This is a genomic window from Microbacterium sp. 71-36, from assembly GCF_001898305.1.
Lineage (GTDB): Bacteria > Actinomycetota > Actinomycetes > Actinomycetales > Microbacteriaceae > Microbacterium.
The window spans coordinates 46,033-70,171 of record NZ_MKTP01000001.1; the positions used below are offsets into that span (position 1 = coordinate 46,033).

Here is a 24,139-nt window from a genome sequence, read left to right on the forward strand (position 1 = left end):
GTTCCTGTGACTCCGACCGGAGTCCGTCGCGGAATGCCGGGGCGGATGACACCGTTGCGGCCCGAGAAGGAGAGTGACCACCATGTCCGATGTACTCATCGACCGACCAGAGCTCGAGGGCCTGGGGCAATACGAGTTCGGCTGGCACGACACGGATGCCGCGGGCGCGATCGCGCAGCGCGGGATCAACGAAGACGTCGTCCGGGGCATCTCCGCCCTGAAGTCCGAGCCCGATTGGATGCTGAAGACGCGCCTCAAGGGCTATCAGCTCTTCGGCCGCAAGCCCATGCCCACGTGGGGTGCCGACCTGTCGGAGATCGACTTCGACAACATCAAGTACTTCGTGCGCTCGACCGAGAAGCAGGCGCAGTCGTGGGAGGACCTCCCCGAGGAGATCCGGAACACGTACGAGAAGCTCGGCATCCCCGAGGCGGAGCGTCAGCGTCTCGTCGCCGGTGTGGCCGCGCAGTACGAGTCCGAGGTCGTCTACCACCAGATCCGGGAGGACCTCGAGCAGCAGGGTGTCATCTTCATGGACACGGACACCGCGCTCAAGGAGCACCCCGAGTTCTTCGAGGAGTACTTCGGCACGGTCATCCCGGCCGGCGACAACAAGTTCGCCGCGCTCAACACGGCCGTGTGGTCGGGCGGCTCCTTCGTCTACGTCCCCAAGGGCGTGCACGTCGAGATCCCGCTCCAGGCGTACTTCCGCATCAACACCGAGAACATGGGTCAGTTCGAGCGGACCCTGATCATCGCGGACGAAGACAGCTACGTGCACTACATCGAGGGCTGCACCGCCCCGATCTACAAGAGCGATTCGCTCCACTCGGCCGTGGTCGAGATCATCGTGAAGAAGAACGCCCGCGTGCGCTACACGACGATCCAGAACTGGTCGAACAACGTCTACAACCTCGTCACCAAGCGCGCGGTCGCGCACGAGGGCGCGACGATGGAGTGGGTCGACGGCAACATCGGCTCCAAGGTGACGATGAAGTACCCGTCGATCTACCTGATGGGCGAGCACGCCAAGGGCGAAACGCTCTCGGTCGCCTTCGCGGGTCCCGGACAGCACCAGGACGCCGGCGCGAAGATGATCCACATGGCGCCGTACACGCAGTCCTCGATCGTGTCGAAGTCCATCGCCCGCGGTGGCGGTCGCGCCGGATATCGCGGCGAGGTCCGGGTGGACGCCAACGCCCACCACTCGGCGAACACCGTGCGGTGCGATGCGCTGCTGGTCGACACGATCTCTCGCTCCGACACGTACCCCGCGATCGACATCCGCGTGGACGACGTCCAGCTCGGCCACGAGGCCACCGTCTCGAAGGTCAGCGAGGAGCAGCTGTTCTACCTGCAGTCCCGTGGGCTCCCGGAAGACGAAGCCATGGCGATGATCGTGCGCGGCTTCATCGAGCCGATCGCCCGCGAGCTCCCCATGGAGTACGCCCTCGAACTCAACAAGCTCATCGAGATGGGCATGGAAGGATCCGTAGGCTAAATGTCGACTGCGACCCAGACCCCCGCCGCTGCGGCGGAGGGTCATACCGACCCTGCCGCCCTCGTGGCATCCGTCGTTCCCGTCCAGACGCGGTCGGAGCGCCCGACCTCGTTCGATCCCGCCGACTTCGGTACGCCCACCGGCCGTGAGGTCAACTGGAAGCTGAGCCCGATCAGCCGCCTCGCCCCGCTGTTCGTGGACCAGGCGGGCCCCGAGGGCATCATGCGCGTCGACGTGAGCGCGCCCGCCGAGGTCGAGCAGCTGCGCCTGGCGGCCGGCCAGGCTCCCCGTGGCGAGCACTTCCGCCCCGAGGATCTGCCGGCCGCACTGGCGTGGACGCACGAGCCCGAGGCGCCCCTGCTGCGGATCCCCGCGAACGTCGAGCTCGACGAGCCCATCGTCGTCCGCCTCACCGGTACCGGCGGCCTCGCGCACGCCCACGTCGTGATCGAGGCGCAGCCGAACTCGCGCGGCACGGTCGTGCTCCGTCACGAGGGCAGCGTCCAGCACGCGCAGAACGTCGAGATCCTCGTCCGCGACGGCGCCGACCTCACGGTCGTCTCGGTGCAGCGCTGGGACGACGACGCGGTGCACGCCTCGTCGCACCAGGCGCGCGTGGACCGCGACGCGAAGCTGACCCACGTCGTGGTGAGCTTCGGCGGCGGGGTCGTGCGCGTCAACCCGTCGGTGGAGCTGGCCGGTCCCGGCGCCGAGGGGCGCCTGTACGGCCTGTCGTTCGCCGACGCCGGTCAGCACCTCGAGTCGCAGGTCTACCTGCACCACAAGGGCCCGCACACCGTCGGCGACGTGCTCTACAAGGGTGCGCTGCAGGGCGAGAGCGCGCGCAGCGTCTGGATCGGCGACGTCCTCATCGGACCGGATGCCACCGGCACCGACTCCTATGAGGCGAACCGCAACCTCGTGCTCACCGACGGCGCCCGCGCCGACTCGATCCCGAACCTCGAGATCGAGACCGGCGACATCCAGGGCGCCGGACACGCCAGCGCGACCGGTCGTTTCGACGACGAGCAGCTCTTCTACCTGCAGGCCCGCGGTATCGCCGAGGACGAGGCGCGGCGCCTCGTGGTCCTCGGGTTCCTCAGCGAGATCGTCCAGCGCATCGGCATCCCGGAGCTGGAGACCGAGCTGATCGAGGCGATCGAGCGCGAGCTGGCCGAGGGAGCCGCGGCGTGAGCGCCTCCCGGGTCTGCGGGCTCAGCGAGCTCGTGCAGGACGAGGCCCGCCGGGTCGAGGTGGACGGCGTCGCGATGGCGGTCGTGCTCGACGGCAACGGCGAGGTCCACGCCATCGGCGACGTCTGCACGCACGGCGACATCTCGCTCTCCGACGGTTTCGTCGAGGGCGAGACGCTCGAGTGCTGGGCGCATGGATCCGCGTTCTCGCTGCGGACCGGCCACCCCCTGAACCTTCCGGCCTTCGAGCCGGTTCCCGTGTACGAGGTCGTGATCGACGGCGACGACGTGCTCATCGACCCCGCCGTGACCAAGGCGTCGGCCTGACGGTCACGCCCCCACGACTCCCCGAACTACCGAGTAAGGAACACCATGTCTGTCCTCGAGATCCGCGACCTCCACGTGACGGTCGAGACGGATGCCGGCACGACCCCGATCCTCAACGGTGTGACGCTGACGCTGCGCACCGGCGAGACCCACGCCATCATGGGCCCCAACGGCTCCGGCAAGTCGACCCTGGCGTACACGATCGCCGGTCACCCGAAGTACACCGTCACGAGCGGCTCCATCACCCTCGACGGTGAGGACGTCCTCGAGATGAGCGTCGACGAGCGGGCGCGTGCCGGTCTCTTCCTCGCGATGCAGTACCCGGTGGAGATCCCCGGCGTCACCGTGACGAACTTCCTGCGCACCGCCAAGACCGCGATCGACGGCGAGGCGCCGGCGATCCGCACGTGGACCAAGGACGTCAAGGGCGCCATGGAAAACCTGCGGATGGATGCCAAGTTCGCCCAGCGCAACGTCAACGAGGGTTTCTCCGGCGGCGAGAAGAAGCGTCACGAGATCCTCCAGCTCGAGCTGCTCAAGCCCAAGATCGCGGTGCTCGACGAGACCGACTCGGGCCTCGACGTCGACGCGCTCAAGATCGTGTCGGAGGGCGTGAACCGGGCCAAGGAGAACACCGATCTCGGTGTGCTCCTCATCACCCACTACACCCGCATCCTCCGCTACATCCGTCCCGACTTCGTCCACGTCGTCGTCAAGGGCCGGATCGTCGAAGAGGGCGGCCCCGAGCTCGCCGACCGCCTCGAGGAAGAGGGTTACGACCGTTTCCTCGAGGCCGGTGCGCCGGTCGACGCGTAAGATCGTTACATGACCGCAACGCTCGCTCCCGAGAAGTACGACGAGGTCACCGAGGCCCTCAAAGACGTCATGGACCCCGAGCTGGGGATCAACGTCGTCGACCTTGGCCTCATCTACGACCTCGCGTGGGACGACGAGAACGACGCGCTCGTCATCCACATGACCCTGACGTCGGCGGGTTGCCCCCTCACCGACGTCCTCGAGGAGCAGACGGCCCAGGCCCTCGACAACGTCGTGGACCGCTTCCGCATCAACTGGGTCTGGATGCCGCCGTGGGGTCCGGAACGGATCACCGACGACGGCCGCGACATGATGCGCGCCCTCGGTTTCGCGATCTGACGACGATTCCGTCGGTATCGATCCGACAACACCACGGCCCCGGCGATTGCCGGGGCCGTGGTCGTCCTGGGAATCTGGGCGCATGCGCGCGCGTGGTGCCCGAACGGCCGCGGGTCTGACTCTTGTCCTGGCGATGATCCCGGTGGCATCCGGTTGTACTCCCGATCCCGTGCCGCCCGCGGCGGCGACCGCGGGACCGATCGCCGACGACCCGCGTGTGGATGCCCTGGCGCAGGTGACCCCGGCCACGATCGACGCGGCGGTGTCCGACATCGACGCCTCGGTGGCGGCGGCGATGGATGCCACCGGTACACCCGGTGTGGCCGTGGCCGTGGTCCATGGGGGGAAGACGGTCTTCGCGCGCGGCTACGGGGTGCGCGATCTCGACACCGGTGAGCCGGTGGATGAGGACACCGTGTTCGCGATGGCATCCGTTTCCAAGTCGATCGGTGCGACGGTGGTGGCCCGCGCCATCGACGAGGGTCTGGTCACCTGGGACACGCCGGTGCAGAAGAACCTGCCCTCGTTCGCGTTGTCGGACCCGTGGGTGACGCAGAACCTCACGATCGCCGACCTGTACGCCCACCGGTCCGGCCTGTACGAGCACGCCGGTGACGAGCTGGAGGAGATCGGCTACGACCGGACGCAGGTGCTGGACCGTCTCCGTCTCGTGCCGATCGACGGCTTCCGGACGCAGTACGCGTACGGCAACTTCGACATCACGGCGGGCGCCGAATCGGTGGCGGCCGCCGCGGGGCAGGACTGGGCGAGTCTCTCGGAACGCCTGCTGTACGAGCCCTTGGGGATGACATCCACCTCGTCGCGCTACGCCGACTTTGCGGCTCGGGACGACCGCGCGGTGGGCCACTTCCGCCAGAACGGACAGTGGGTCGTGACGCCCGATCAGCGCCAGCCTGACGCCCAGTCGCCGGCCGGGGGCGTCAGCTCGAGCGCGACCGACATGGCGAAGTGGGTCGCGATGGTGCTGGCGGCGGGGGAGGGCGATGATCCGTTCGTCAGCCGCGCCGCGCTCCTGCCGGCGGTCACGCCGCAGATCATGACGGGGCGCGACCCGGCGGAGTCCACGATGGGCGAGCGGGCGGGGTTCTACGGCTACGGATTCAACGTCACGACGACCGCGGGCGGGCTCGTCGACGTCAACCACTCGGGCGCTTTCCGGCTGGGGACGGGTACGACCGTCAAGATGCTTCCCGAAGCCGATCTCGGCATCGTGGTGTTGTCGAACGGTGAGGCGAACGGCGTCGCCGAGGGGATCGCCGGCCGGTTCGCCGACATCGCGCAGTACGGTGCGCAGCGACGCGACTGGCTCGCGCTCTACACGGGCGTGTTCGCGCGGATGTCGCAGCCGATGGGCGACCTGGCGGGAAAGAGCCGGCCGGCGGATGCCACGCCCCCGGCGTCGCTCGGGAGCTACGCGGGCGTGTACCGCAACGACTACTTCGGCGACGCGACCGTCACGGTGCGGGGAGACCGCCTGCACCTCGCGCTCGGGCCGACCGGGAACTGGGACCTCTCGCCGTGGAACGGTGACGTCTTCACCTTCACGCCCACCGGGGAGAACGCGACCGAGGGAACGGTGTCGCAGGCGACGTTCGGCGCCGACGGCAGCCTCGTGCTGGAGTACTTCGACGCCCACGGGATGGGGACGTTCCGTCGGTGACGCGCGCGTGACGCGCCGTGTCGGCGCCCGTGAACGCGCGCGACCGATTGGGTAGCGTCGAGGTCATGAGCGTCGCCCCCCTGCAGGCCCTGCCGCTCGAACTGCTGCGTCAGCGTTCGAGCACGAAGTGGAGATCGTACGGGGACGACGTGATCCCGATGTTCGTCGCCGAGACGGACTTCGCGCTCGCCCCGGCGATCACCGCCGCTCTCGCGCGCGCGGTCGAGATCGGCGACACGGGATACACGCCGCCGCGGCCGGGCATCGACCTCGACTTCGCGGATTTCGCCGAGCGCCGGTGGGGGTGGCGACCCGACCCCGCGCGCATCCGCTGGACCGGCGACGTCATGATGGGCGTCGTCGAGGTCCTCCGCGCCGTGAGCTCGCCGGGGGACCGGGTGGTGGTGACGCCGCCGGTGTACCCGCCGTTCTACGACACGGTGGAAGAGGCGGGTGCGGTCGTCGAGCGCGTCCCGCTACGCGGCACGGGGGAGCGGTGGGAGCTCGATCTCGACGGGATCGCCGAGGCGCTGGCATCCGGAGCCCGCGCCGTGCTGCTGTGCAACCCGCACAACCCGACCGGCACCGTCCACACCCGCGAGTCGCTCGCCGGGCTCGCGCGACTCGCGCACCGCTACGGCGCCACGGTCGTCAGCGACGAGATCCACGCGCCGCTGACCCACGCGCCGGCGGTGTTCACCCCCTTCCTGGACGCCGCCCCCGAAGCGGCAGCCGTCGGGTACACCGTGACGAGCGCGAGCAAGACCTACAACCTCGCCGGTCTCAAGTGCGCGGTCATCGTGACGGGGTCGGATGAGACCGCTGCCGTCGTGCGGGCGCTGCCGTGGGAGGTCGAGTGGCGGGCGGGGCTGTTCGGGGTCATCGCCAACCGCGCCGCGTTCGCCCCGGAGAGCGATGCGTGGCTCGCACAGCTCCTCGTGGCGCTGGACGACAACCGTCGGCTGCTCGCCGACCTGCTCGCCGAGCACCTTCCGCTCGCGCGGTACCGTGTGCCCGAGGCGGGGTTCCTCGCGTGGGTCGATGTCTCCGCCTACGGCTGGGGCGACAACCCGGCGCCGTTCGTACGGCGCGAGGCGAAGGTCGCGCTGCATCACGGCCCGCTGTTCGGTGCGGAGGGTGTGGGTCACGTGCGCATCAACGTGGGCTGTGCCCCGGAGGTTCTGCGCGAGGCGATCGAGCGGATCGGCCGGCTGGTCCGCTGAGCTCGAGGGGGACGGCTGCGGCGGCCGTGAACGGCTCGGCGGCGAAGGTTCCGTGACGGGCCACGTGGCATCCAAGGATAGGTAAGGATATCCTTATCCGGTGAAGACAGCCACGCGTCCCGCCTACCGCCCGTACGTCGCCGTGGTGAAGGGGGCCCGTCGACTGTCTCCGCACTTCGCGCGCATCACCTTCACGTCACCCGACTTCGACGTCTTCGGCACCGACCGCCGTGACCAGCGCGTGAAGATCGTGCTCCCCGGTCCCGACGGCACCCTGTGCGACATCGGGCAGACCGATCCCGCCGCCATCGACAACGGCGAGTGGTACGCGCGTTGGCGCGACCTCCCCGACGAGGAGCGGATGCCGTTCCGCACCTACACCGTGCGACGGATCGACCCCGAGGCGCTCGAGCTCGACATCGACTTCGTCCTCCACCACGACGCCGGTCCCGCCGGAGCCTGGGCCGAAGCCGCGACGATCGGAGACCGGATCCTCGTCGTCGGGCCCGACGCCCGAAGCGCCGAGTCCGCGCAGGGCATCGACTTCCACCCCGGCACCGCTCAGCGCCTGCTCCTCGCCGGTGACGAGACCGCCGCTCCGGCGATCTGCGCGATCCTCGAGGGCCTGGCCCCCGGGATCGTCGCGGACGCGTTCATCGAAGTCCCCGGCGAAGACGACGCGCTTCCCCTGGCCGCCGACAGTGCGCGCGTGCAGTGGCTCGCGCGGGATGCCCGCCCACACGGCGAGGCCCTCATCGAGGCGGTCGAAGCCTGGACCACGGCCTCCCGCGACGTGCTCGCGCGGGCCGCGGCGCCGCGCCCCCAGGAGCTCGACGACATCGACGTCGATGTGGAGCTGCTGTGGGACAGCCCCGCCGACGCCGAGGGCGAGTTCTACGCGTGGATCGCGGGGGAGTCGCAGACCGTGAAAGTGCTGCGACGGCTCCTCGTCCAGGGCTCCGGTGTGGACCGCAAGCGCGTCGCGTTCATGGGCTACTGGCGCGCCGGACAGGTCGAACGCACCGAGTGAGGCCGGCCCGACGCCCGTCCCGGGCGTCGCCGGGGCTGCTCTCAGGCGCGGGCCTGCTCCGGCTCGACGACCGTGTGGTGGCGACCGATCGGGATCACCATGGGGCGGCCGGTGAGCGGGTCGGGGACCACGCGGCTGTCCAGGCCGAACACGTCCCGCACCGTCTGCTCCGTGATGACCTCGCCGGGGTCTCCGGCGGCGATCACCCGTCCCCCGGCCATCGCGACGAGATGGTCGGCGTACCGTGCGGCGAGGTTGAGATCGTGCAGCACCATCGCGACCGTGGTCCCGCGTTCGCGGTTCAGGTCGGTCAGCAGGTCGAGCACGTCGATCTGGTGGCTGATGTCGAGGAACGTCGTGGGCTCGTCCAGCAGGAGGACGTCGGTCTCCTGGGCGAGTGCCATCGCGATCCACACGCGCTGGCGCTGTCCGCCGCTGAGCTCGTCGACGTGCCGGTCGGCCAGGTGCGCGGTGTCGGTGGCCTCCAGCGCCCGCGCGACGGCCGCGTCGTCGGCGCGCGTCCAGCGGGCGAGGGCGCCCTGGTGCGGGTGCCGTCCCCGGCTGACGAGGTCGGACACCGCGATGCCGTCCGGCGCGACCGGTGACTGGGGGAGGAGCCCCAGCACGCGCGCGACCTGTTTCGTCGGCATCCGGTGGATGGCCTTGCCGTCCAGGAGCACGTGACCGCTCGTCGGGGCGAGCAGTCGCGCCATCGCCTTCAGCAGCGTCGACTTGCCGCAGGCGTTCGCGCCGACGATCGCGGTCACCCGCCCCGGGGGGAGGCGGAGGTCGAGCGTGTCGACGATGGTGCGGTCGCCGTAGCCGAGGGTGACGCCCTCGGCGTGGAGAGTGCGTTCGGTGGTCATCGTCGGGGTCCTTCTCCGTCGGGGCGGGTGAGGGGAGGGGGCGTCGTCATAGCGCGGTCCCCCCGGTTCGGCTGCTGCGCACGAGCAGGTAGATGAGGTAGGGCGCACCGAGCACGCCGGTGATGACGCCGACCGGGAGTCGCGTGCCGAACGCATACTGCGCGCAGTAGTCGGCCACCAGGACGAGGAGGGCGCCGACGAGGCCGGCGGGGAGGACGGGCGAGCCCACGGGACCGAGGATCCGGACGGCGATCGGTCCGGCCAGGAACGACACGAACGCGATCGGGCCCGCCGCCGCGGTTCCGAACGCCAGCAGACCCACCGCGGCGACGATGAGCAGCAGCCTGCTGCGTTCGACGGGAAGGCCGAGGGCGGCGGCGGTGTCGTCGCCCATGCGCAGGATCTCGAGTCGCCGGGCCAGGACCAGCAGCACGGGCCCCAGCACGAGCACCGCGCCGACGACGGGGAGCGCACGGGCCCAGGTGGCGTCGTTGAGGTTGCCGGTGATCCAGCGCATCGCGGCGGGGAGGTCGTACTCGGCGGCGCGGGCGATCACGTACGACACCACCGCCTGGCACATCGCGGCGACGCCGATGCCGACGAGGATGAGCCGGGCCCCGGACCCGCCGTTCCGGTAGGCGAGCAGGTAGATCGCGAGGGCGGCGGCGAGAGCCGCGGCCATCGCCAGGAATGACACCGTGGTCTCGCCGAGACCGAGCACCACAATGCCGATGACGGCGGCGGCGCTCGCGCCGGTGTTGATCCCGATGACGTCCGGGCTCGCGAGGGCGTTGCGCAGCATCGTCTGGAACACGACGCCCCCCATCCCGAAGCAGAGTCCCGTGAACAGTGCGGTCGCGGCGCGGGGGAGCCGCAGCTCGCCCACTGTGAAGGACGCGCCGGGGACGCGCTGACCGGTGAGGACGCCCCACACCTCGGCGGGGGAGTAGAAGGTCTGGCCGAGCATCAGCGACAGCGCGAACGCGGCGACGACGAGCAGCGCCAGGATGCCGGTGACCAGCGCCCAGCGCCGGCGGCGGCGGCGCCGACCGGACGAGACGGATGCCAGGGCCGCGGGGGCGGCGGGGGTCAGGATCGCGCTCACAGGGCTCGCATCCTCTGCCGACGCACCAGGGCGATGAAGAACGGCGCACCCAGGAGCGCGGTGACGATGCCGACCTCGATCTCCTCCGGACGGGCGACGACGCGACCGACGACGTCGGCGAGGGTGAGGAGGACCGCACCGCCGAGCGCGGAGACCGGGAGGAGCCAGCGGTGATCCACGCCGACGACGAGTCGGATCATGTGCGGCACGACGAGGCCGACGAAGCCGATCGGACCGGCGACGGCGGTGGCCGCGCCGCACAGGATCACCGCGCCGGCGGAGGAGACCAGGCGGGCGGTGCGCACGCGGGCGCCGAGCCCGGCGGCGAGCTCGTCGCCGAGCGCCAGCGTGTTCAGTGCGGAGGCGCTCGCGAGGCAGATGAGCAGTCCCACCAGCAGGAACGGGAGGACTTGCAGGATCGTCTCGGGGGTCGCGCCCCCCACACCGCCGACCTGCCAGAACCGGAAGACGTTCATCACGGCGGTGTTCGGCAGCAGGATGGCACTGGTCAACGAACTGAAGGCGACCGCGGTCACAGCACCGGCGAGTGCCAGCCGCAGGGGCGTCGCGCCGCCGCGGCCGAGGGAGCCGATGGCGTAGACGAGGACGGCGGCGGCTCCGGCCCCCGCCATCCCCACCCATACGTAGGAGGTGGCCGAACCGAGACCGAAGAACGCGATTCCGGTCACGATCGCGAGAGCGGCCCCGCCGTTGATGCCGAGGATCTGCGGGTCGGCGAGCGGGTTGCGCGTGGCCCCCTGCAGGACCGCCCCGGAGACGGCGAGCGCGCCGCCCACGAGGATGGCGAGCAGCGTACGGGGGACCCGTTTGGCGACGGCCGCGGCCGACGCGGTGTCGGTGGAACCGGTGAGTCCCGCCCAGACGTCCGCCGGCGCGACATCGCGTGCGCCGAAGGTCACCGACAGCACGGCGGCGACCACGAGCACCACGATCAGGGCCGCGAGGCCCACGACCCGGCGCCGCCCCCAGCGACGCGGACGGGCGTCGCCGGGGGCGGTCGGGGTCGGAGCGAGGACGGTCATCGCGTCGACGGGTGGGGGATTCGCATCAGGACGCGGCCTTCTGGGCCGCGGCGCCGACGAGGCCGATGTACTCGTCGCCCAGCGGCGTGCCGATCGAGAGCGGGCTGGGGTTCGCGACCGCCGCGAGCGAGGTGTCGTCGGGCAGCATCACGACCGCGCCGGAAGCGATGGCGGGGATCCGCGACCACAGCGGGTCCGCCTGGAGCTGGGCGAGCGTGGCGTCGGTTCCGTAGCCGACGAGGGTGTTCACGTCGGAGAAGTTCTCGATCTGCTCGGCGCTCTGGGTGAACCAGAAGGTCTCGCCGTCGGCGCTGGAGGTCTCGACCGCCGACGAGGGCGTCATTCCGAACTCGCTCAGGTACATCGCCCGCGGGTCCTTCAGCGAGTAGTAGCCGACGGTGCTGAGGTCGGTGGGGTCGATGTACGTGAACATCTGCTTCATACCCGCCAGCGCCGGGTACTTCGCGGTCTCGTCGGCGACGTGCTTCTCGAGGTCGGCGATGAGGTCCTGCGCCTGCGTCTCGCGGCCGAGGGCCTTGGCATCCGTCAGGGTCATGTCCTGCCAGGTGGTGCCCCAGGCGATCTCCGGGTACGCGACCACGGGGGCGATCTTGCTGAGGGTGTCGTACTGCTCCTGGGTCATGCCCGAGTACGCGCCGAGGATGACGTCGGGCTTCGCGTCGGCGATCGCCTCGTAGTCGAAGCCGTTCGTCTCGTCCATGAGGGTCGGGGTCTCGGCGCCGAGCTCGTCGAGCTTGTCCTTCACCCAGGGGAGGAGTCCGTCGCCGTCCTCGTCGCCCCAGGTGACCTTGGGCATCGCCACGGGCACGACACCGAGAGCGAGGGCGGCTTCCTGGTTGCCCCAGCTCACCGTCACGACGCGCTTCGGTTCGCTCTCGATGGTCGTCTCGCCGAAGGCGTGGTCGATCGTCACGGGGAACGAGCCGTCGGCGGCCGTGGAGGCGTCCTGCGCGCCCGGGGCGGCGGAGGTGCCGGCGCAGCCGGTCAGGACGAGGGCCGTGGCGGCGGCGAGAGCAGCCAGCGCGCGGAAACGGGACACAGAGGACCTCCTGCGATTTAGGTAAGGATAGGCTTAGTTTAGATCACGGTCTCGCCGCGACCGCAAACCCGGGGTCGCCGGAACGTCTCGACGGCGAGGCAATCCGCACGCGCCGTATACTGGGTGGCTGGCCACCATCGGCCACCATCCCTTTCCTTCGACGAACGGACGTCTGCTGTGCTCGCCGTGCACGATCTCGAGATCCGCGTCGGCGCGCGCGTGCTGATGTCGGAGGTGTCGTTCCGCGTCTCGGACGGCGACAAGATCGGCCTCGTGGGCCGCAACGGCGCCGGGAAGACGACGCTCACGAAGGTGCTCGCGGGCGACCTGCTCCCCGCCCACGGCGGCGTCGACCGCAGCGGCGAGCTCGGCTACCTCCCGCAGGATCCGCGTTCGGGTGACCCCGAGATGCTGGCGCGCACCCGCATCCTCGACGCCCGCGGCCTCGGCTCCCTGGCCCTCGGCATGCACGAGGCGTCGATGGCGATGGGCGACGACGACCCCGCGGTCGCGGCGAAGGCGATGAAGAAGTACGGCCGCCTCACCGAGCAGTTCGAGGCCGCCGGCGGCTACGCGGCGGAAGCGGAGGCGGCATCCATCGCCCACAACCTGTCGCTCCCCGACCGGATCCTCGACCAGCCCCTGAAGACGCTCTCGGGCGGTCAGCGCCGGCGCATCGAGTTGGCGCGCATCCTGTTCTCGGACGCGCAGACGATGATCCTCGACGAGCCGACCAACCACCTCGACGCCGACAGCGTCGTGTGGCTGCGCGAGTTCCTCAAGGGGTACAAGGGCGGGCTCATCGTGATCTCGCACGACGTCGAGCTCGTCGGCGAGACCGTGAACCGGGTGTTCTACCTCGATGCCAACCGCCAGGTCATCGACGTCTACAACATGAACTGGAAGAACTACCTGCGCCAGCGGGTGGCCGACGAGGAGCGCCGCAAGAAGGAGCGCGCCAACGTCGAGAAGAAGGCGACGGCCCTGCAGCTGCAGGCCGCGCGCTTCGGCGCGAAGGCCTCCAAGGCCGCCGCCGCCCACCAGATGGTCGCGCGCGCCGAGAAGATGCTCAAGGGCCTCGACGACGTGCGCCAGGACGAGCGGGTCGCCAAGCTCCGGTTCCCCAAGCCGGCCCCGTGCGGCAAGACCCCGCTCATGGCATCCGGTCTGTCGAAGTCGTACGGGTCGCTGGAGATCTTCACCGACGTGGACCTCGCGATCGACCGCGGCTCGCGCGTCGTCATCCTGGGGCTCAACGGTGCCGGCAAGACCACTCTCCTCCGCATCCTCGCGGGCGTCGACAAGCCCGACACCGGTCAGCTCGAGCCCGGGCACGGTCTGAAGATCGGCTACTACGCCCAGGAGCACGAGAACCTCGACGTCACCCGGTCGGTGCTGGACAACATGATGTCCGCCGCCCCCGACATCACCGCGACCGAGGCCCGGAAGGTGCTCGGCTCGTTCCTGTTCGTCGGCGACGACGTGCTGAAGCCCGCCGGTGTCCTCTCGGGCGGCGAGAAGACGCGTCTGTCGCTCGCGACGCTCGTGGTGTCGTCGGCGAACATGTTGCTGCTCGACGAGCCCACGAACAACCTCGACCCCGCCTCGCGCGAGGAGATCCTCGGCGCCCTGGCGCATTACGAGGGCGCGGTCGTGCTCGTGTCGCACGACGAGGGAGCCGTCGAGGCGCTCAACCCCGAGCGCGTGCTCATCCTGCCCGATGGCGTGGAAGACATCTGGGGCCGCGACTACGCGGATCTGATCACACTGGCGTAAGCCGGACGTCTGTCGATGATGTCTGTGGAAGACATCCGGGGCCGCGACTACGCGGATCTGATCACACTGGCGTAAGCCGGACGTCTGTCGATGATGTCTGTGGAAGACATCTGGGGCCGCGACTACGCGGATCTGATCACACTGGCGTGAGCCCGACGTCTGTCGATGATGTCTGTGGAAGACATCCGGGGCCGCGACTACGCGGATCTGATCACACTGGCGTACCGCCCCTTCGAGCCGAGCGGATGCCGCGGCAGCCGGGATTGTGCGCGCTCAGCGGGCGTCGAGCAGGGCGTCCTCGTCGTCGGCGTCGCGATCCTTCGGGCGTTTGCGTGCCCGGTGGAGGGCGACGGGGTCGACCCGGCGGCGCTCGTGCGGGACCTTCTCCGGCTCCGGTGTCGCCTCCGGCGCTCCGTCGACTTCGGCATCCTCTGCCTCCTCGCGACGGAGCTTGCGCTCGTTCACGATGACGTACGTGATGAAGCCGAATCCCATCACGGCGAACAGGATCCACTGCACCGCGTAGGAGAGGTACGGTCCGGGGTCGTTGCTGGGCGGATCGACCGGCGTCGGGGCGGTCGCCGGGGCGGGGGACTCCGACATCAACAGGCCGTACGCGCCCTGCTCGATGGGGCCCGACTGCTCGGCGACGAGACCGAGGTTGATCGTGGGCACCTGCCCGAGCTCGGCGGTACGACCCGAGGTGGGCGCGGCTTCTTCGGGGCGCAGCCGGACTTCGACGGTGACGTCGCCCGACGGTGGCGCTGGGATCTCGTCCGGATCCGCCTGGCGATCGCCCGGCGGGAGCCAGCCGCGATCGACGAGGAACGTGCGACCGTCGTCGAGGCGGAAGGGCACGAGCTGCTCGAAGGCCGCCGTCCCGCCGTGCGGCCGGTTGCGCACGAGGAGCTGCTCGTCGGGGAGGTACCGCCCCTCCAGGCGCACCGGGCGCCACTCGTCGGCGGGGTTCAACTCCGCGCCCGGCGCGAGCAGATCGCCGAGGGGCACGGGTGCGGCGTCATAGTTGTCGGCCACCAGCTGCAGCTGCTCGCTGCGGTCGGCGTTGCGCGAGAACTGCCAGTTCGAGAGGAACCCGCAGGCGATGGCGAAGAGGATCGCGATGCCGACGTACATGCTCCAGCGTGCGGCAGCGGGCATCTCGCGCCCGTTCATGACGGCCCTCCCGACCGGGGTGGCTCGCGGTGCGCCAGCGGGGAGCGGGCTGGACGGTGCCGCCGCGCGGCGCGCGCACTCATCTCAACAGGCCTGACCACGTCATCCAGCGTACGTCGGTCGCTGGGTCGGTGTTCACGCCGGATCTCCCGTCAGCGCGGAGACCTCGACGGGGAAGTCCCGCGCCCTCAGGAATTCGCGGAGGTACCCGACGTGCTCACCGCAGGCGACCCAGGTCTTGCGACGATCCGCGGAATGGATGCGCGGGTTCCGCCACCGGATCGCCCACTCCGCGGGCGCGCGGCAACCGGCACGGGAGCAATCGACGGGGGCGTCGGTCACGACCGCTCGTCGCGCGGCTGCTCGAGACGCGGAGTCTCGGCGATGCGGATGACGGTCGGCGCGTCCGAGTCGGCCACGGCGGGGGTCGACGGCGCCGCCTCGATCATGCGCTCCGGTGCGACGGCGTCGACCACGTCGGCATCCTGCCCGACGTTCGCGACGACCACGGCGAGGTAGGGGAGGAAGATCGCACCGGCGGCGAAGACGAAGGTGTACCAGCCGTACGGAGTGATGAGGAACATCGCCGCGAAGCACGCGACGCGGATGCCCATCATCACCATGTACTTGGCGAAACGGGATCCGGCGTCGTCTCCCGGAGCCTGCGGGAGCGACGTCGCTGACTGAGCGCGGGGCGATGTCTTCACGGTGAGACCCAGAGTACGCCCGTCGCGGGGTGCTCGGGCGGGATTAGGCGCCGTATCGAGACGACTGGCTCGCGGCGATCCCCACGAAGACGATGAAGAAGATCGCGATCAGGACGATCACGCCGATTCCGACCCAGCCGACGATGGTGCCGGCCAGGGCCATGCCGCGTCCCTGCTCTCCCGTGCGCTTGATCTGGCCCAGCGAGATGTGGCCGGTGATGACGGCTGCGATCGGACCGATGACCGGGATCAGCCCGATGAATCCGGCGATGGATGCCACGAGCGAGATGATCGCGAGCACGTTGGTGCGCACGGCGGAGCCGTACGCGGCGGCGGGGGCCGATCCGTAGGGAGCCTGCCCGTACGCCGAGCCCGGGGTCTGCCCGTACGCGGGCGCCTGCCCGTACGCGGGCGCACCGTAGGCGGGGGCCGCGGGCGCGCCGTAGGCGGGGGCCGCGTAGGCGGGGGCCGCGGGGGCGTCGTATCCGGGGGCGTCGGCGGTGGGGAAAGCGGACGACGGTGCGTCGGCGGCGGGCGCGGGCGGAACGGGCGGTGCCGGGGGAGCGGTGTACGCGGCGGCGTCGGATGCGCCGGCGGTCGCGGGCGTGTCGCCGTCGTTGCGCGGGGCGGAGGTCTGGTCGTCGCTCACGGGCGTCCCTTTCGTCGTATTCGTGTCCAGGCTTCCAGCGCGGCGCGGGCCGTGTCAAACGCCCGAGGACCGGCGGGGCCGGGGTCGTCGGTAGGCTGGGCCGGTTCCGTCCCTCGCACCGCAGGAGTCTCACATGTCCCAGGACCGCGTCGTCGTCGTCACCGGAGGAAACCGCGGCATCGGACGAGCCATCGCCGAACGCTTCGTCACCGAGGGCTGGCGTGTCGCGGTCACCGCACGTTCGGGCGAGGGACCGGCCGGGACCCTGACGGTCCGCGCGGACGTCACCGATGCCGCCGCGGTGGACGCCGCGTTCACGCAGATCGAGGCCGAGCTCGGACCGATCGCCGTGGTCGTCGCCAACGCCGGCATCACCAAGGACACGCTGCTCCTGCGGATGAGCGAGGACGACTTCGACAGCGTGGTCTCGACCAACCTGGGCGGCGCGTTCCGCGTGGTCAAGCGCGCGTCGAAAGGCATGCTCAAGGCGCGCTGGGGGCGCGTGATCCTGATCTCGAGCGTGGTCGGTCTGTACGGCTCGGCCGGGCAGATCAACTACGCCGCCTCCAAGAGCGCCCTCGTCGGCTTCGCCCGCTCGCTCACCCGCGAACTCGGCGGCCGCGGCATCACCGCGAACGTCGTGGCGCCCGGGTTCATCGAGACGGACATGACCGCCGAACTGCCGGCCGACACCCAGGCCGAGTACAAGAAGAACATCCCCGCGGGCCGATTCGCCTCGGCCGACGAGGTCGCGGGTGTCGTCACGTGGCTCGCGGGCGATGACGCCGCGTACATCTCGGGCGCGGTCATCCCGGTCGACGGCGGCCTCGGGATGGGGCACTGAGCGCGGGTTCTCCCGTCAGGAGTCGACGGTTCGCCGTCCGCCGAGCCGGGGGCTCGGCGAACCCCGCACCCCCTCTCAGCGCACCGTCTGAACCAATCGCGCGGCGAAGGCCTCGGGCTGCGAGAACTGGGGCCAGTGGCCGCTGTCCAGCGTGATGACCTCGACATCGCCGATGCGTTCGAACTCGTCGGCGAACGCGCCCCACTGGGTGAGGGCTTCGCGGATGCCGTCCTCGTCGAGCCGACCCGACAGCACGGTCACCGGGATGTCGTGGCGCCGCTCGTCCGACAGCGGGATCGGATCGGTCGGGACGCTCCCGGGCACGTCGATCACCGACGCGGCGACACGTCGGCGCGTCTCGTCGTCGAGATCGGCGATGTCGGGCTCGTCGAAGAAGTCCCAGCCCGGGAACGGCACCACGCCGTTCTCGACGGGGAACTCCGAGATCATGGCGCCCGGGGGCGGGGGCATCGTGTCGACGAACACGACACGTGAGATGCGGTCGGGCCGCGCGTCGGCGGCGCCCCAGACGACGTTCCCCCCGCCGGAGTGACCGACGAGCACCACAGGGCCCGCAGCGGCGTCGACGTGCGCGACGACCGCGTCGACCCAGTCGCGGATACCGGCGTCGACGTCGGTCGGGAGGGTCAGCGGGTGCACGCGGTGCCCCGCCTCGGTGAGCGCGGGGACAACGGCATCCCACGACGATGCGTCGAGCCAGAGGCCCGGAACCAGAATCACGTCCATGACGTCACTGTAGGAGGGGCCTCCGACATCGCGGAGGGCGGCGCTCGCTCAGCGGGGGAGCAGCGGGACGACCTCGGCCAGATCGACGGGGCCGATCACGAGGTCGGCCGCGGCGCGCACCGCGGGCTTGGCGTTGAACGCGAGACCGAGGCCCGCGGCCTCCATCATCCGCAGGTCGTTGGCGCCGTCGCCGATCGCGAACGTGAGCGGCATCGGCACGCCGTGAGCGGAGGCCCACTCGCGCAGGGTGTCGGCCTTGGCCGTGGCATCCACGATCGGCCCGTCCACCTCTCCGGTCAGCGCGCCGTCGGCGACGACGAGCCGGTTGGCGCGCCACACGTCGACGCCGAGATCGGGGGCGACGGTGTCGAGGACCTCGTGGAACCCGCCCGACACGACCCCGACCACGCCGCCGCGGGCATGGACGGCGTCGATGAGGACGCGCACCCCGGGCGTCGGCTCGATGCGCGCGATCGCGCGCGAGAACGCCTCGACCGGAACCCCGGCGAGGGCGGCGACCCGCGACCGCAGGCTGTCGGCGAAGTCGACCTCGCCGCGCATCGCGGCTTCCGTGGCCGCGGCCACCTCGGCCCCGCGGCCGGCTTCGTCGGCCAGGAGCTCGATGACTTCGTTGCGGATGAGGGTGGAGTCGGCGTCCAGGACGACGAGGAAACGAGCGGGTGCGGCCACGGCCTCGACCCTAGCGCGTCACGCGGCGACCCACGCGGCGCCGGCCGACGAGGTCGCGCGTACCCTGGGGATGTCTGTGCCCGCCGCCGAAAGGACCCCTCCATGGCCGACGTCGAGAGCTTCACGCTCGACCACACCGCCGTGCTCGCCCCCTACATCCGCCTCATCGGCACCGAGTCGGGTCCGCGCGGCGATGTCATCTCGAACTTCGACGTGCGGCTGGTGCAGCCGAACGAGGGCGAGATCCCGACCGCCGGCATCCACACGATCGAGCACCTGCTCGCGAGCCTCCTCCGCGACCGGATCGACGGCGTGATCGACATCTCGCCGTTCGGATGCCGCACCGGCTTCCACCTGATCATGTGGGGTGAGCCCGACCTCGGCGATGTCGTCGTCGCCGTCACCGACTCGCTCCGCGCCATCGCCGAGGACGTGGAGTGGGACGACGTCCCCGGGACCGACGCGTTCAGCTGCGGCAACTACCGCGACCACAGCCTGCACACCGCCCGCGAGTGGTCCAAGGTCGTCCTGGCCCAGGGAATCAGCCGCGACGCGTTCGCGCGCGTGGGCGTCTGATCCGCTGAGACGCGGAAGGGGCGGTGACCATCGCGGTCACCGCCCCTTCCGGCATCCGGGCTGCTCAGCCCTCGACGCGGACGTCCTTCCCGACGACGGTGATGCCGGTCTCGGTCACGGTGAACCCGCGCGCGAGGTCGCGTTCGCGGTCGACACCGATGGTCGCGCCGGGGGCCAGGGTCACGTTCTTGTCGAGGATCGCGCGGTGGATACGCGCTCCCGCACCGACCTGCACGCCGTCGAAGAGCACCGAGTCGGTGATCGTCGATCCGCCGCCGGCCAGTGCCCACGGCCCGACGACGCTGCGCTCGAGATGCGTGCCCGAGAGCACGGAACCGAGGGAGACGATCGAGTCGATGGCGTTGCCGATCCGGCCCACCGAGTCGCGTACGAACTTCGCCGGGGGAGCGTTGACGGTCTGCGAGTAGATCGGCCAGTCGGTGTTGTAGAGGTTGAAGATGGGCAGCGTCGAGATCAGATCCATGTGGGCGTCGTAGAACGACTCGATCGTGCCGACGTCGCGCCAGTACGACCGGTCGCGCGAGGTCGACCCGGGAACGTCGTTGCGCTGGAAGTCGTAGACCGCCGCTTCGCCGCGATTGACGAAGTACGGAACGATGTCGCCGCCCATGTCGTGCGCGGAGGTCGGCAGTTCGCCGTCGTGCGTGACGGCCTCGACGAGCGCGTCGGCGTCGAAGATGTAGTTGCCCATCGAAGCGAGCACCTCGTGCGGTGCGTCGGCGAGCCCGGTCGGGTTCTGCGGCTTCTCGAGGAACTCGCGGATCATCGTCGGATCGGACGGGTCGGTGTCGATGACGCCGAACTGGTTCGCGAGCGAGATGGGCTGACGGATGCCGGCGACCGTGGCGCGCGCATCGGAGGCGATGTGCGCGTCGAGCATCTGCGCGAAGTCCATGCGGTACACGTGATCGGCGCCGATGACGACGACGATGTCGGGCTTCTCGTCGCGGATGAGGTTCATCGACTGCAGGATCGCGTCCGCCGAGCCGGAGAACCAGCGCTTGCCGAGCCGCTGCTGGGCGGGGACGGATGCCACGTACGACCCGAGCATCGGCGACATCCGCCACGTCTGGGAGATGTGCCGGTCGAGACTGTGCGACTTGTACTGCGTCAGGACGACGAGCTGGCGGAGTCCCGAGTTGATGAGATTCGAGATCGCGAAGTCGATCAGGCGGTACTGACCCCCGAAGGGCACGGCGGGTTTGGCGCGGTCGGCCGTCAGGGGCATGAGTCGCTTTCCCTCGCCGCCGGCGAGGATGATTCCGAAGACCTTCGGCGCTGCAGGCATGGCACCACCATAAGGTGCGAGCGCGATCCCGGGAACCGACGCGCGGCGGGGGTTTCGCTGCGCTACGGTTCGTGTCATGCGCGTCGATGTCGTGACCAAGGAGTACCCGCCGGAGATCTACGGAGGAGCGGGTGTCCACGCGACCGAGCTGGTCCGTGCCCTCCGCGCGGAGGGCACCGAGGTGCAGGTACGGGCGTTCGGCGCGCCGCGCGACGAACCCGACACGACCTCGTACGCGGTGCCGACCGAACTGGCCTCCGCGAACGGGGCGATCCAGACCCTCGGCACCGACCTCGAGATCGTCTCCGACGTCGCCGGCGCGGATGTCGTGCACTCCCACACCTGGTACGCGAACTTCGCCGGGCATCTCGCGTCGTTGCTGCACGGCATCCCGCACGTGGTCACCGCCCACAGCCTGGAGCCGCTGCGTCCCTGGAAGGCCGAGCAGCTCGGCGGCGGCTACGCCGTGTCGAGCTTCATCGAGAAGACCGCGTACGAGGGCGCCGCCGCGGTCGTCGCGGTGAGCGAGGGCATGCGTCAGGACATCCTGCGCAGCTATCCCTCGCTGGATCCCGCCAAGGTGCGCGTGATCTACAACGGCATCGACACCGAGGCGTGGCATCCGGTGTCCGACGACGCGTTCCTCGCGTCCGTCGGCATCGACGCGTCGCGGCCCTCGGTGGTGTTCGTGGGGCGCATCACCCGCCAGAAGGGGCTGCCCTACCTGCTGCGCGCCGCGGAGCAGCTGCCGCCCGACGTGCAGCTCGTGCTGTGCGCCGGTGCGCCCGACACCCCGCAGATCCTCGCCGAGGTCGAGGAGCTCGTCCGCGGTCTCCAGTCCACGCGCGAGGGCGTCGTGTGGATCGACCGGCTGCTTCCCCGCCACGAACTGTGCGCGATCCTCACGGCGGCCACGACGTTCGTCTGCCCGTCGGTGTACGAGCCGCTCGGCATCGTGAACCTCGAAGCCATGGCCTGCGGCGCCGCCGTCGTCGGCACGGCCACCGGGGGCATTCCCGAGGTCGTCGTGGACGGTGTCACGGGTCGTCTCGTGCCGATCGAACAGGTGCAGGACGGCACCGGCACCCCCGTCGATCCGGAACGTTTCGTCGATGATCTCGCCCGTGTCCTCACCGAGGTGGTGACGGATGCCGCCCGCGCGGCGGAGTACGGCGAGGCCGGGCGCCGACGCGCGATCGACGACTTCAGCTGGGCCGCGATCGCCCAGACGACCGCGGCGCTGTACGCGGAGGTCGCGGGGAAGTAGCTCCGTGCTCTGGCGCGCAGGGCGGTCTCGGTGGGCACGACGTCCGCGGAGGTCGAGGGCGAGCGACGGGCCTCTCCCCAGGCCGGGGTGGCGCGCCGTCGCCGGTGCGCCGAGGCCGTTAGGCTGGACGCATGCCGCAGGTTCTGGAGTTCTCCGACGTCGTCGTCCGCCGGAACGCCCGGGACATCGTGTCCCACCTCGACTGGACCGTCTCCGACGATGAACGCTGGGTCGTTCTCGGCCCCAACGGTGCCGGCAAGACCACCGTGCTCCAGCTCGCCGACACGCTGATCCATCCCACGTCGGGCTCGGTGACGATCCTCGGCGAGCGTCTCGGGCGGACGGACGTGTTCGAGCTGCGTCCGCGCATCGGATTCGCATCGTCGGCCATGGCGCGCCGGGTGCCGCCGGAAGAGACGGTGCTCGACGTCGTCCTGACCGCCGCGTACTCGGTCACGGGTCGGTGGCGCGAGCAGTACGACGACATCGACGAGCGCCGCGCGCTGCGCGTGCTCGCCGAGTGGCGCCTCGACCACCTCGCCGACCGCACGTTCGGGACGCTGTCGGACGGCGAGCAGAAGCGCGTGCAGATCGCCCGGGCGGTCATGACCGACCCCGAGCTGCTGCTGCTCGACGAGCCGACCGCCAGCCTCGACCTCGGCGCCCGCGAAGAACTCCTCGCCCTCCTCTCCGGCTACGCGTCGGCCCCGACCACGCCGGCGATGATCATGGTCACCCACCACGTCGAGGAGATCCCCGTCGGGTTCACGCACGTCCTGCTGCTGCGCGACGGCGAGATCGTGGCATCCGGGCCCCTGTCCGAGGCGCTCACGGCCGAGAATCTGTCGGCGACGTTCGGGGTGCAGATCAGCCTGACCCAGGATGCCGGCCGCTACGCGGCACGCGCGTCCTGATCGCTTCGGAAGCTGCGTCGTCGCGGAGCCACGGGCCTGATAGACTCGTCCTTTGGTGCCCCCGGCGCCGCAGACTTTGACCGTCCTGGCAGAATCCAGGGCACCACTTCTCAAAGGACCTCCCATGAAGACTGACATCCACCCCACGTACAAGGCCGTCGTGTTCCGCGACCTCGGCTCGGGCGAGACCTTCCTCACCCGTTCGACGGTCTCGAGCGACAAGACGATCGAGCTCGACGGCGTCGAGTACCCCGTCATCGACGTGGAGATCTCGTCGGCTTCGCACCCCTTCTACACGGGTAAGCAGCGCATCATGGACTCGGCCGGTCGTGTCGAGAAGTTCAACCAGCGCTTCAAGAACTTCGGCGGCTCGCGCTGAGTCGCAGCGGTTCTCGCCGGAAGCCCTCGTCCCTCGGGACGGGGGCTTCCGTCATTCGGCGGCGGCGGACGCGGCGCCGGTGAGCGGTCCGAACGTGCGCTGCGGGCCGAGTTCTGCGCGACGATCGGCCCACATCCTCTGGTCGTCGCGGATGCGCACGATCTCGTCGCGATCGAGGTCGGCGATGGCCAGCCCCTCGACGTCGTCGACCGCGGCGATGCGGCGGCCCGTCGGGTCGAAGATCGCCGAGCCGCCGATGAAGTGGTTCGTCCCGCCGACGAGGCCGCTGAACACGACGTACATGCCGTTGTCGAGGGCGCGAGCGGCGTAGTGGAGGTCGCGGCGGTGTGCGCCGCCCGGGAAATACGCGCCGCTGTTCACGTATACGTCGGCGCCCGCCGCCGCGGCCGCCGCGGCATGCTCGGGGAAGTTCGCGTCGTAGCAGACCGACAGTGCGAGGCGCAGGTCGTTCACCACGAACGAGAATCCGGCGTCGCCCGCGGCGAAGACGGTGCGCTCGCTGTCGTACAGGTGCTGCTTGTCGTACGCCACGACGGCCGGTCGGTGCGGCGTGACGACGACGTCGGTCAACGTGCGGCGGTCACCGCGGTCGAGGGCGGTGTTGAGGATCGCGACGATGCCGGTGCGGTCGACGGCCCGCTGCACCGCGGCCAGCCAGCGGGTGTCGGCGGCGTCCGGGAGCGCGCCGGAGAGGACGGCGTCGTCGTAACCGGTCGTGAACGCCTCGGGGAAGACGATGACGTCCACGTTCTGCGCGCCGGCTCGTTCGATCCAGTCCGCAGCGCGCGACAGGTTGGCGTCGAGGTCGCCGGGCGTCGCCTCGGCTTGAACGGTGGCGATGCGGAGGGTCACGGAAAGAGTCTGGCAGGCGTGTGATCGCGCGGCGCGCGCGGTGGGCTGCGC

The 24,139-nt window shown here is 70.4% G+C and carries 26 protein-coding genes; 14 read left to right on the top strand and 12 right to left on the bottom strand.

Going from position 1 to position 24,139, the window contains the following annotated elements; genetic code table 11:
- Window positions 1–82 precede the first annotated feature (82 nt).
- The 8 genes from sufB (at window position 83) to BGO45_RS00235 (ending at window position 8,110) form a co-directional block, all read left to right on the top strand.
- The gene (gene sufB, locus BGO45_RS00200) at window positions 83–1,501 is read left to right on the top strand and encodes a Fe-S cluster assembly protein SufB (RefSeq protein WP_292689794.1); all 1,419 of its coding nucleotides are present in this window, start codon (window positions 83–85) and stop codon (window positions 1,499–1,501) included.
- Window positions 1,502–2,695, top strand: coding sequence for a Fe-S cluster assembly protein SufD (gene sufD, locus BGO45_RS00205; protein ID WP_292689796.1), 1,194 nt, complete (start codon window positions 1,502–1,504; stop codon window positions 2,693–2,695).
- Entirely contained in the window at window positions 2,692–3,021 is a 330-nt protein-coding gene (locus BGO45_RS00210; RefSeq protein WP_076490599.1) for a non-heme iron oxygenase ferredoxin subunit, read from the top strand. The genes sufD and BGO45_RS00210 overlap by 4 nt, the downstream gene beginning before the upstream one ends.
- 45 nt (window positions 3,022–3,066) lie before the next feature.
- Window positions 3,067–3,837, top strand: coding sequence for a Fe-S cluster assembly ATPase SufC (sufC, locus tag BGO45_RS00215; protein ID WP_063257896.1), 771 nt, complete (start codon window positions 3,067–3,069; stop codon window positions 3,835–3,837).
- 9 nt (window positions 3,838–3,846) lie between these two features.
- Window positions 3,847–4,176 carry a metal-sulfur cluster assembly factor gene (locus tag BGO45_RS00220; protein WP_013586729.1) on the top strand — a complete coding sequence of 110 codons (330 nt, stop codon included), beginning with the start codon at window positions 3,847–3,849 and terminating at the stop codon, window positions 4,174–4,176.
- An 82-nt stretch (window positions 4,177–4,258) separates the two neighbouring features.
- The gene (locus BGO45_RS00225; RefSeq protein ID WP_292689809.1) at window positions 4,259–5,857 is read left to right on the top strand and encodes a serine hydrolase; all 1,599 of its coding nucleotides are present in this window, start codon (window positions 4,259–4,261) and stop codon (window positions 5,855–5,857) included.
- A 65-nt stretch (window positions 5,858–5,922) separates the two neighbouring features.
- Window positions 5,923–7,080, top strand: a complete 1,158-nt coding sequence (locus tag BGO45_RS00230) for an aminotransferase class I/II-fold pyridoxal phosphate-dependent enzyme (RefSeq protein WP_292689812.1) — start codon at window positions 5,923–5,925, stop codon at window positions 7,078–7,080.
- Between the two features lie 100 nt (window positions 7,081–7,180).
- Window positions 7,181–8,110 (top strand): siderophore-interacting protein, encoded by a 930-nt coding sequence (locus BGO45_RS00235; RefSeq protein WP_292689814.1) that lies wholly within the window; start codon window positions 7,181–7,183, stop codon window positions 8,108–8,110.
- A 41-nt stretch (window positions 8,111–8,151) separates the two neighbouring features.
- Here BGO45_RS00235 and BGO45_RS00240 read toward each other — a convergent pair whose 3' ends face one another.
- Genes BGO45_RS00240 through BGO45_RS00255 form a run of 4 tightly spaced genes read right to left on the bottom strand, consistent with a single transcriptional unit; the run spans window position 8,152 to window position 12,184 of the window.
- Window positions 8,152–8,976: an ABC transporter ATP-binding protein gene (locus BGO45_RS00240; RefSeq protein WP_292689816.1), complete on the bottom strand. Its 825-nt coding sequence runs from the start codon at window positions 8,974–8,976 to the stop codon at window positions 8,152–8,154.
- A 46-nt stretch (window positions 8,977–9,022) separates the two neighbouring features.
- Window positions 9,023–10,081, bottom strand: coding sequence for an iron chelate uptake ABC transporter family permease subunit (locus BGO45_RS00245; RefSeq protein WP_292689818.1), 1,059 nt, complete (start codon window positions 10,079–10,081; stop codon window positions 9,023–9,025).
- On the bottom strand, window positions 10,078–11,124 hold the full coding sequence (locus tag BGO45_RS00250; protein WP_292689821.1) for an iron ABC transporter permease: 1,047 nt from the start codon (window positions 11,122–11,124) through the stop codon (window positions 10,078–10,080). Before BGO45_RS00250 ends, BGO45_RS00245 begins: the two co-directional genes overlap by 4 nt.
- Before the next feature lie 25 nt (window positions 11,125–11,149).
- Complete coding sequence (locus BGO45_RS00255) at window positions 11,150–12,184, bottom strand: iron-siderophore ABC transporter substrate-binding protein (protein WP_292689823.1); 1,035 nt, start codon at window positions 12,182–12,184, stop codon at window positions 11,150–11,152.
- A 177-nt stretch (window positions 12,185–12,361) separates the two neighbouring features.
- On the opposite strand from BGO45_RS00255, the gene BGO45_RS00260 reads away from it, so the two are divergent.
- On the top strand, window positions 12,362–13,960 hold the full coding sequence (locus BGO45_RS00260; RefSeq protein WP_292689825.1) for an ABC-F family ATP-binding cassette domain-containing protein: 1,599 nt from the start codon (window positions 12,362–12,364) through the stop codon (window positions 13,958–13,960).
- A gap of 273 nt (window positions 13,961–14,233) precedes the next feature.
- Here BGO45_RS00260 and BGO45_RS00265 read toward each other — a convergent pair whose 3' ends face one another.
- From BGO45_RS00265 to BGO45_RS00280, 4 genes are all read right to left on the bottom strand, one after another.
- Window positions 14,234–15,118 carry an SURF1 family protein gene (locus BGO45_RS00265; protein ID WP_292689827.1) on the bottom strand — a complete coding sequence of 295 codons (885 nt, stop codon included), beginning with the start codon at window positions 15,116–15,118 and terminating at the stop codon, window positions 14,234–14,236.
- Between the two features lie 150 nt (window positions 15,119–15,268).
- Entirely contained in the window at window positions 15,269–15,475 is a 207-nt protein-coding gene (locus BGO45_RS00270; protein ID WP_292689829.1) for a hypothetical protein, read from the bottom strand.
- Window positions 15,472–15,840, bottom strand: coding sequence for a DUF3099 domain-containing protein (locus tag BGO45_RS00275; RefSeq protein ID WP_292689831.1), 369 nt, complete (start codon window positions 15,838–15,840; stop codon window positions 15,472–15,474). Before BGO45_RS00275 ends, BGO45_RS00270 begins: the two co-directional genes overlap by 4 nt.
- 43 nt (window positions 15,841–15,883) lie before the next feature.
- Window positions 15,884–16,489, bottom strand: a complete 606-nt coding sequence (locus BGO45_RS00280) for a DUF4190 domain-containing protein (RefSeq protein WP_292689833.1) — start codon at window positions 16,487–16,489, stop codon at window positions 15,884–15,886.
- A gap of 133 nt (window positions 16,490–16,622) precedes the next feature.
- On the opposite strand from BGO45_RS00280, the gene fabG reads away from it, so the two are divergent.
- A complete protein-coding gene (gene fabG, locus BGO45_RS00285; protein ID WP_076490588.1) occupies window positions 16,623–17,333 on the top strand; it encodes a 3-oxoacyl-ACP reductase FabG in 711 nt (236 codons plus the stop codon).
- Window positions 17,334–17,408: 75 nt separating this feature from the next.
- On the opposite strand, the gene BGO45_RS00290 is transcribed toward fabG, so the two are convergent.
- Together BGO45_RS00290 and serB are read right to left on the bottom strand one after the other, a co-directional pair.
- Window positions 17,409–18,080, bottom strand: a complete 672-nt coding sequence (locus BGO45_RS00290; protein ID WP_292689836.1) for an alpha/beta hydrolase — start codon at window positions 18,078–18,080, stop codon at window positions 17,409–17,411.
- Between the two features lie 48 nt (window positions 18,081–18,128).
- A complete protein-coding gene (gene serB, locus BGO45_RS00295) occupies window positions 18,129–18,770 on the bottom strand; it encodes a phosphoserine phosphatase SerB (protein ID WP_292689837.1) in 642 nt (213 codons plus the stop codon).
- Between the two features lie 102 nt (window positions 18,771–18,872).
- Between serB and BGO45_RS00300 the strand changes: the two genes are divergently transcribed.
- Window positions 18,873–19,346 carry an S-ribosylhomocysteine lyase gene (locus BGO45_RS00300; RefSeq protein ID WP_076490585.1) on the top strand — a complete coding sequence of 158 codons (474 nt, stop codon included), beginning with the start codon at window positions 18,873–18,875 and terminating at the stop codon, window positions 19,344–19,346.
- 64 nt (window positions 19,347–19,410) lie between these two features.
- Here BGO45_RS00300 and glgC read toward each other — a convergent pair whose 3' ends face one another.
- Entirely contained in the window at window positions 19,411–20,655 is a 1,245-nt protein-coding gene (gene glgC, locus BGO45_RS00305; protein ID WP_076490584.1) for a glucose-1-phosphate adenylyltransferase, read from the bottom strand.
- A 76-nt stretch (window positions 20,656–20,731) separates the two neighbouring features.
- Between glgC and glgA the strand changes: the two genes are divergently transcribed.
- From glgA to BGO45_RS00320, 3 genes are all read left to right on the top strand, one after another.
- Window positions 20,732–21,922 carry a glycogen synthase gene (gene glgA / locus BGO45_RS00310; RefSeq protein ID WP_292689841.1) on the top strand — a complete coding sequence of 397 codons (1,191 nt, stop codon included), beginning with the start codon at window positions 20,732–20,734 and terminating at the stop codon, window positions 21,920–21,922.
- Window positions 21,923–22,053: 131 nt separating this feature from the next.
- Window positions 22,054–22,836 carry an ABC transporter ATP-binding protein gene (locus BGO45_RS00315; protein ID WP_292689842.1) on the top strand — a complete coding sequence of 261 codons (783 nt, stop codon included), beginning with the start codon at window positions 22,054–22,056 and terminating at the stop codon, window positions 22,834–22,836.
- A gap of 124 nt (window positions 22,837–22,960) precedes the next feature.
- On the top strand, window positions 22,961–23,215 hold the full coding sequence (locus BGO45_RS00320) for a type B 50S ribosomal protein L31 (protein ID WP_076490581.1): 255 nt from the start codon (window positions 22,961–22,963) through the stop codon (window positions 23,213–23,215).
- Between the two features lie 51 nt (window positions 23,216–23,266).
- Here the strand turns inward: BGO45_RS00320 and BGO45_RS00325 are convergent, their stop codons facing one another.
- Complete coding sequence (locus BGO45_RS00325) at window positions 23,267–24,088, bottom strand: carbon-nitrogen hydrolase family protein (protein WP_292689846.1); 822 nt, start codon at window positions 24,086–24,088, stop codon at window positions 23,267–23,269.
- Window positions 24,089–24,139: the final 51 nt, after the last annotated feature.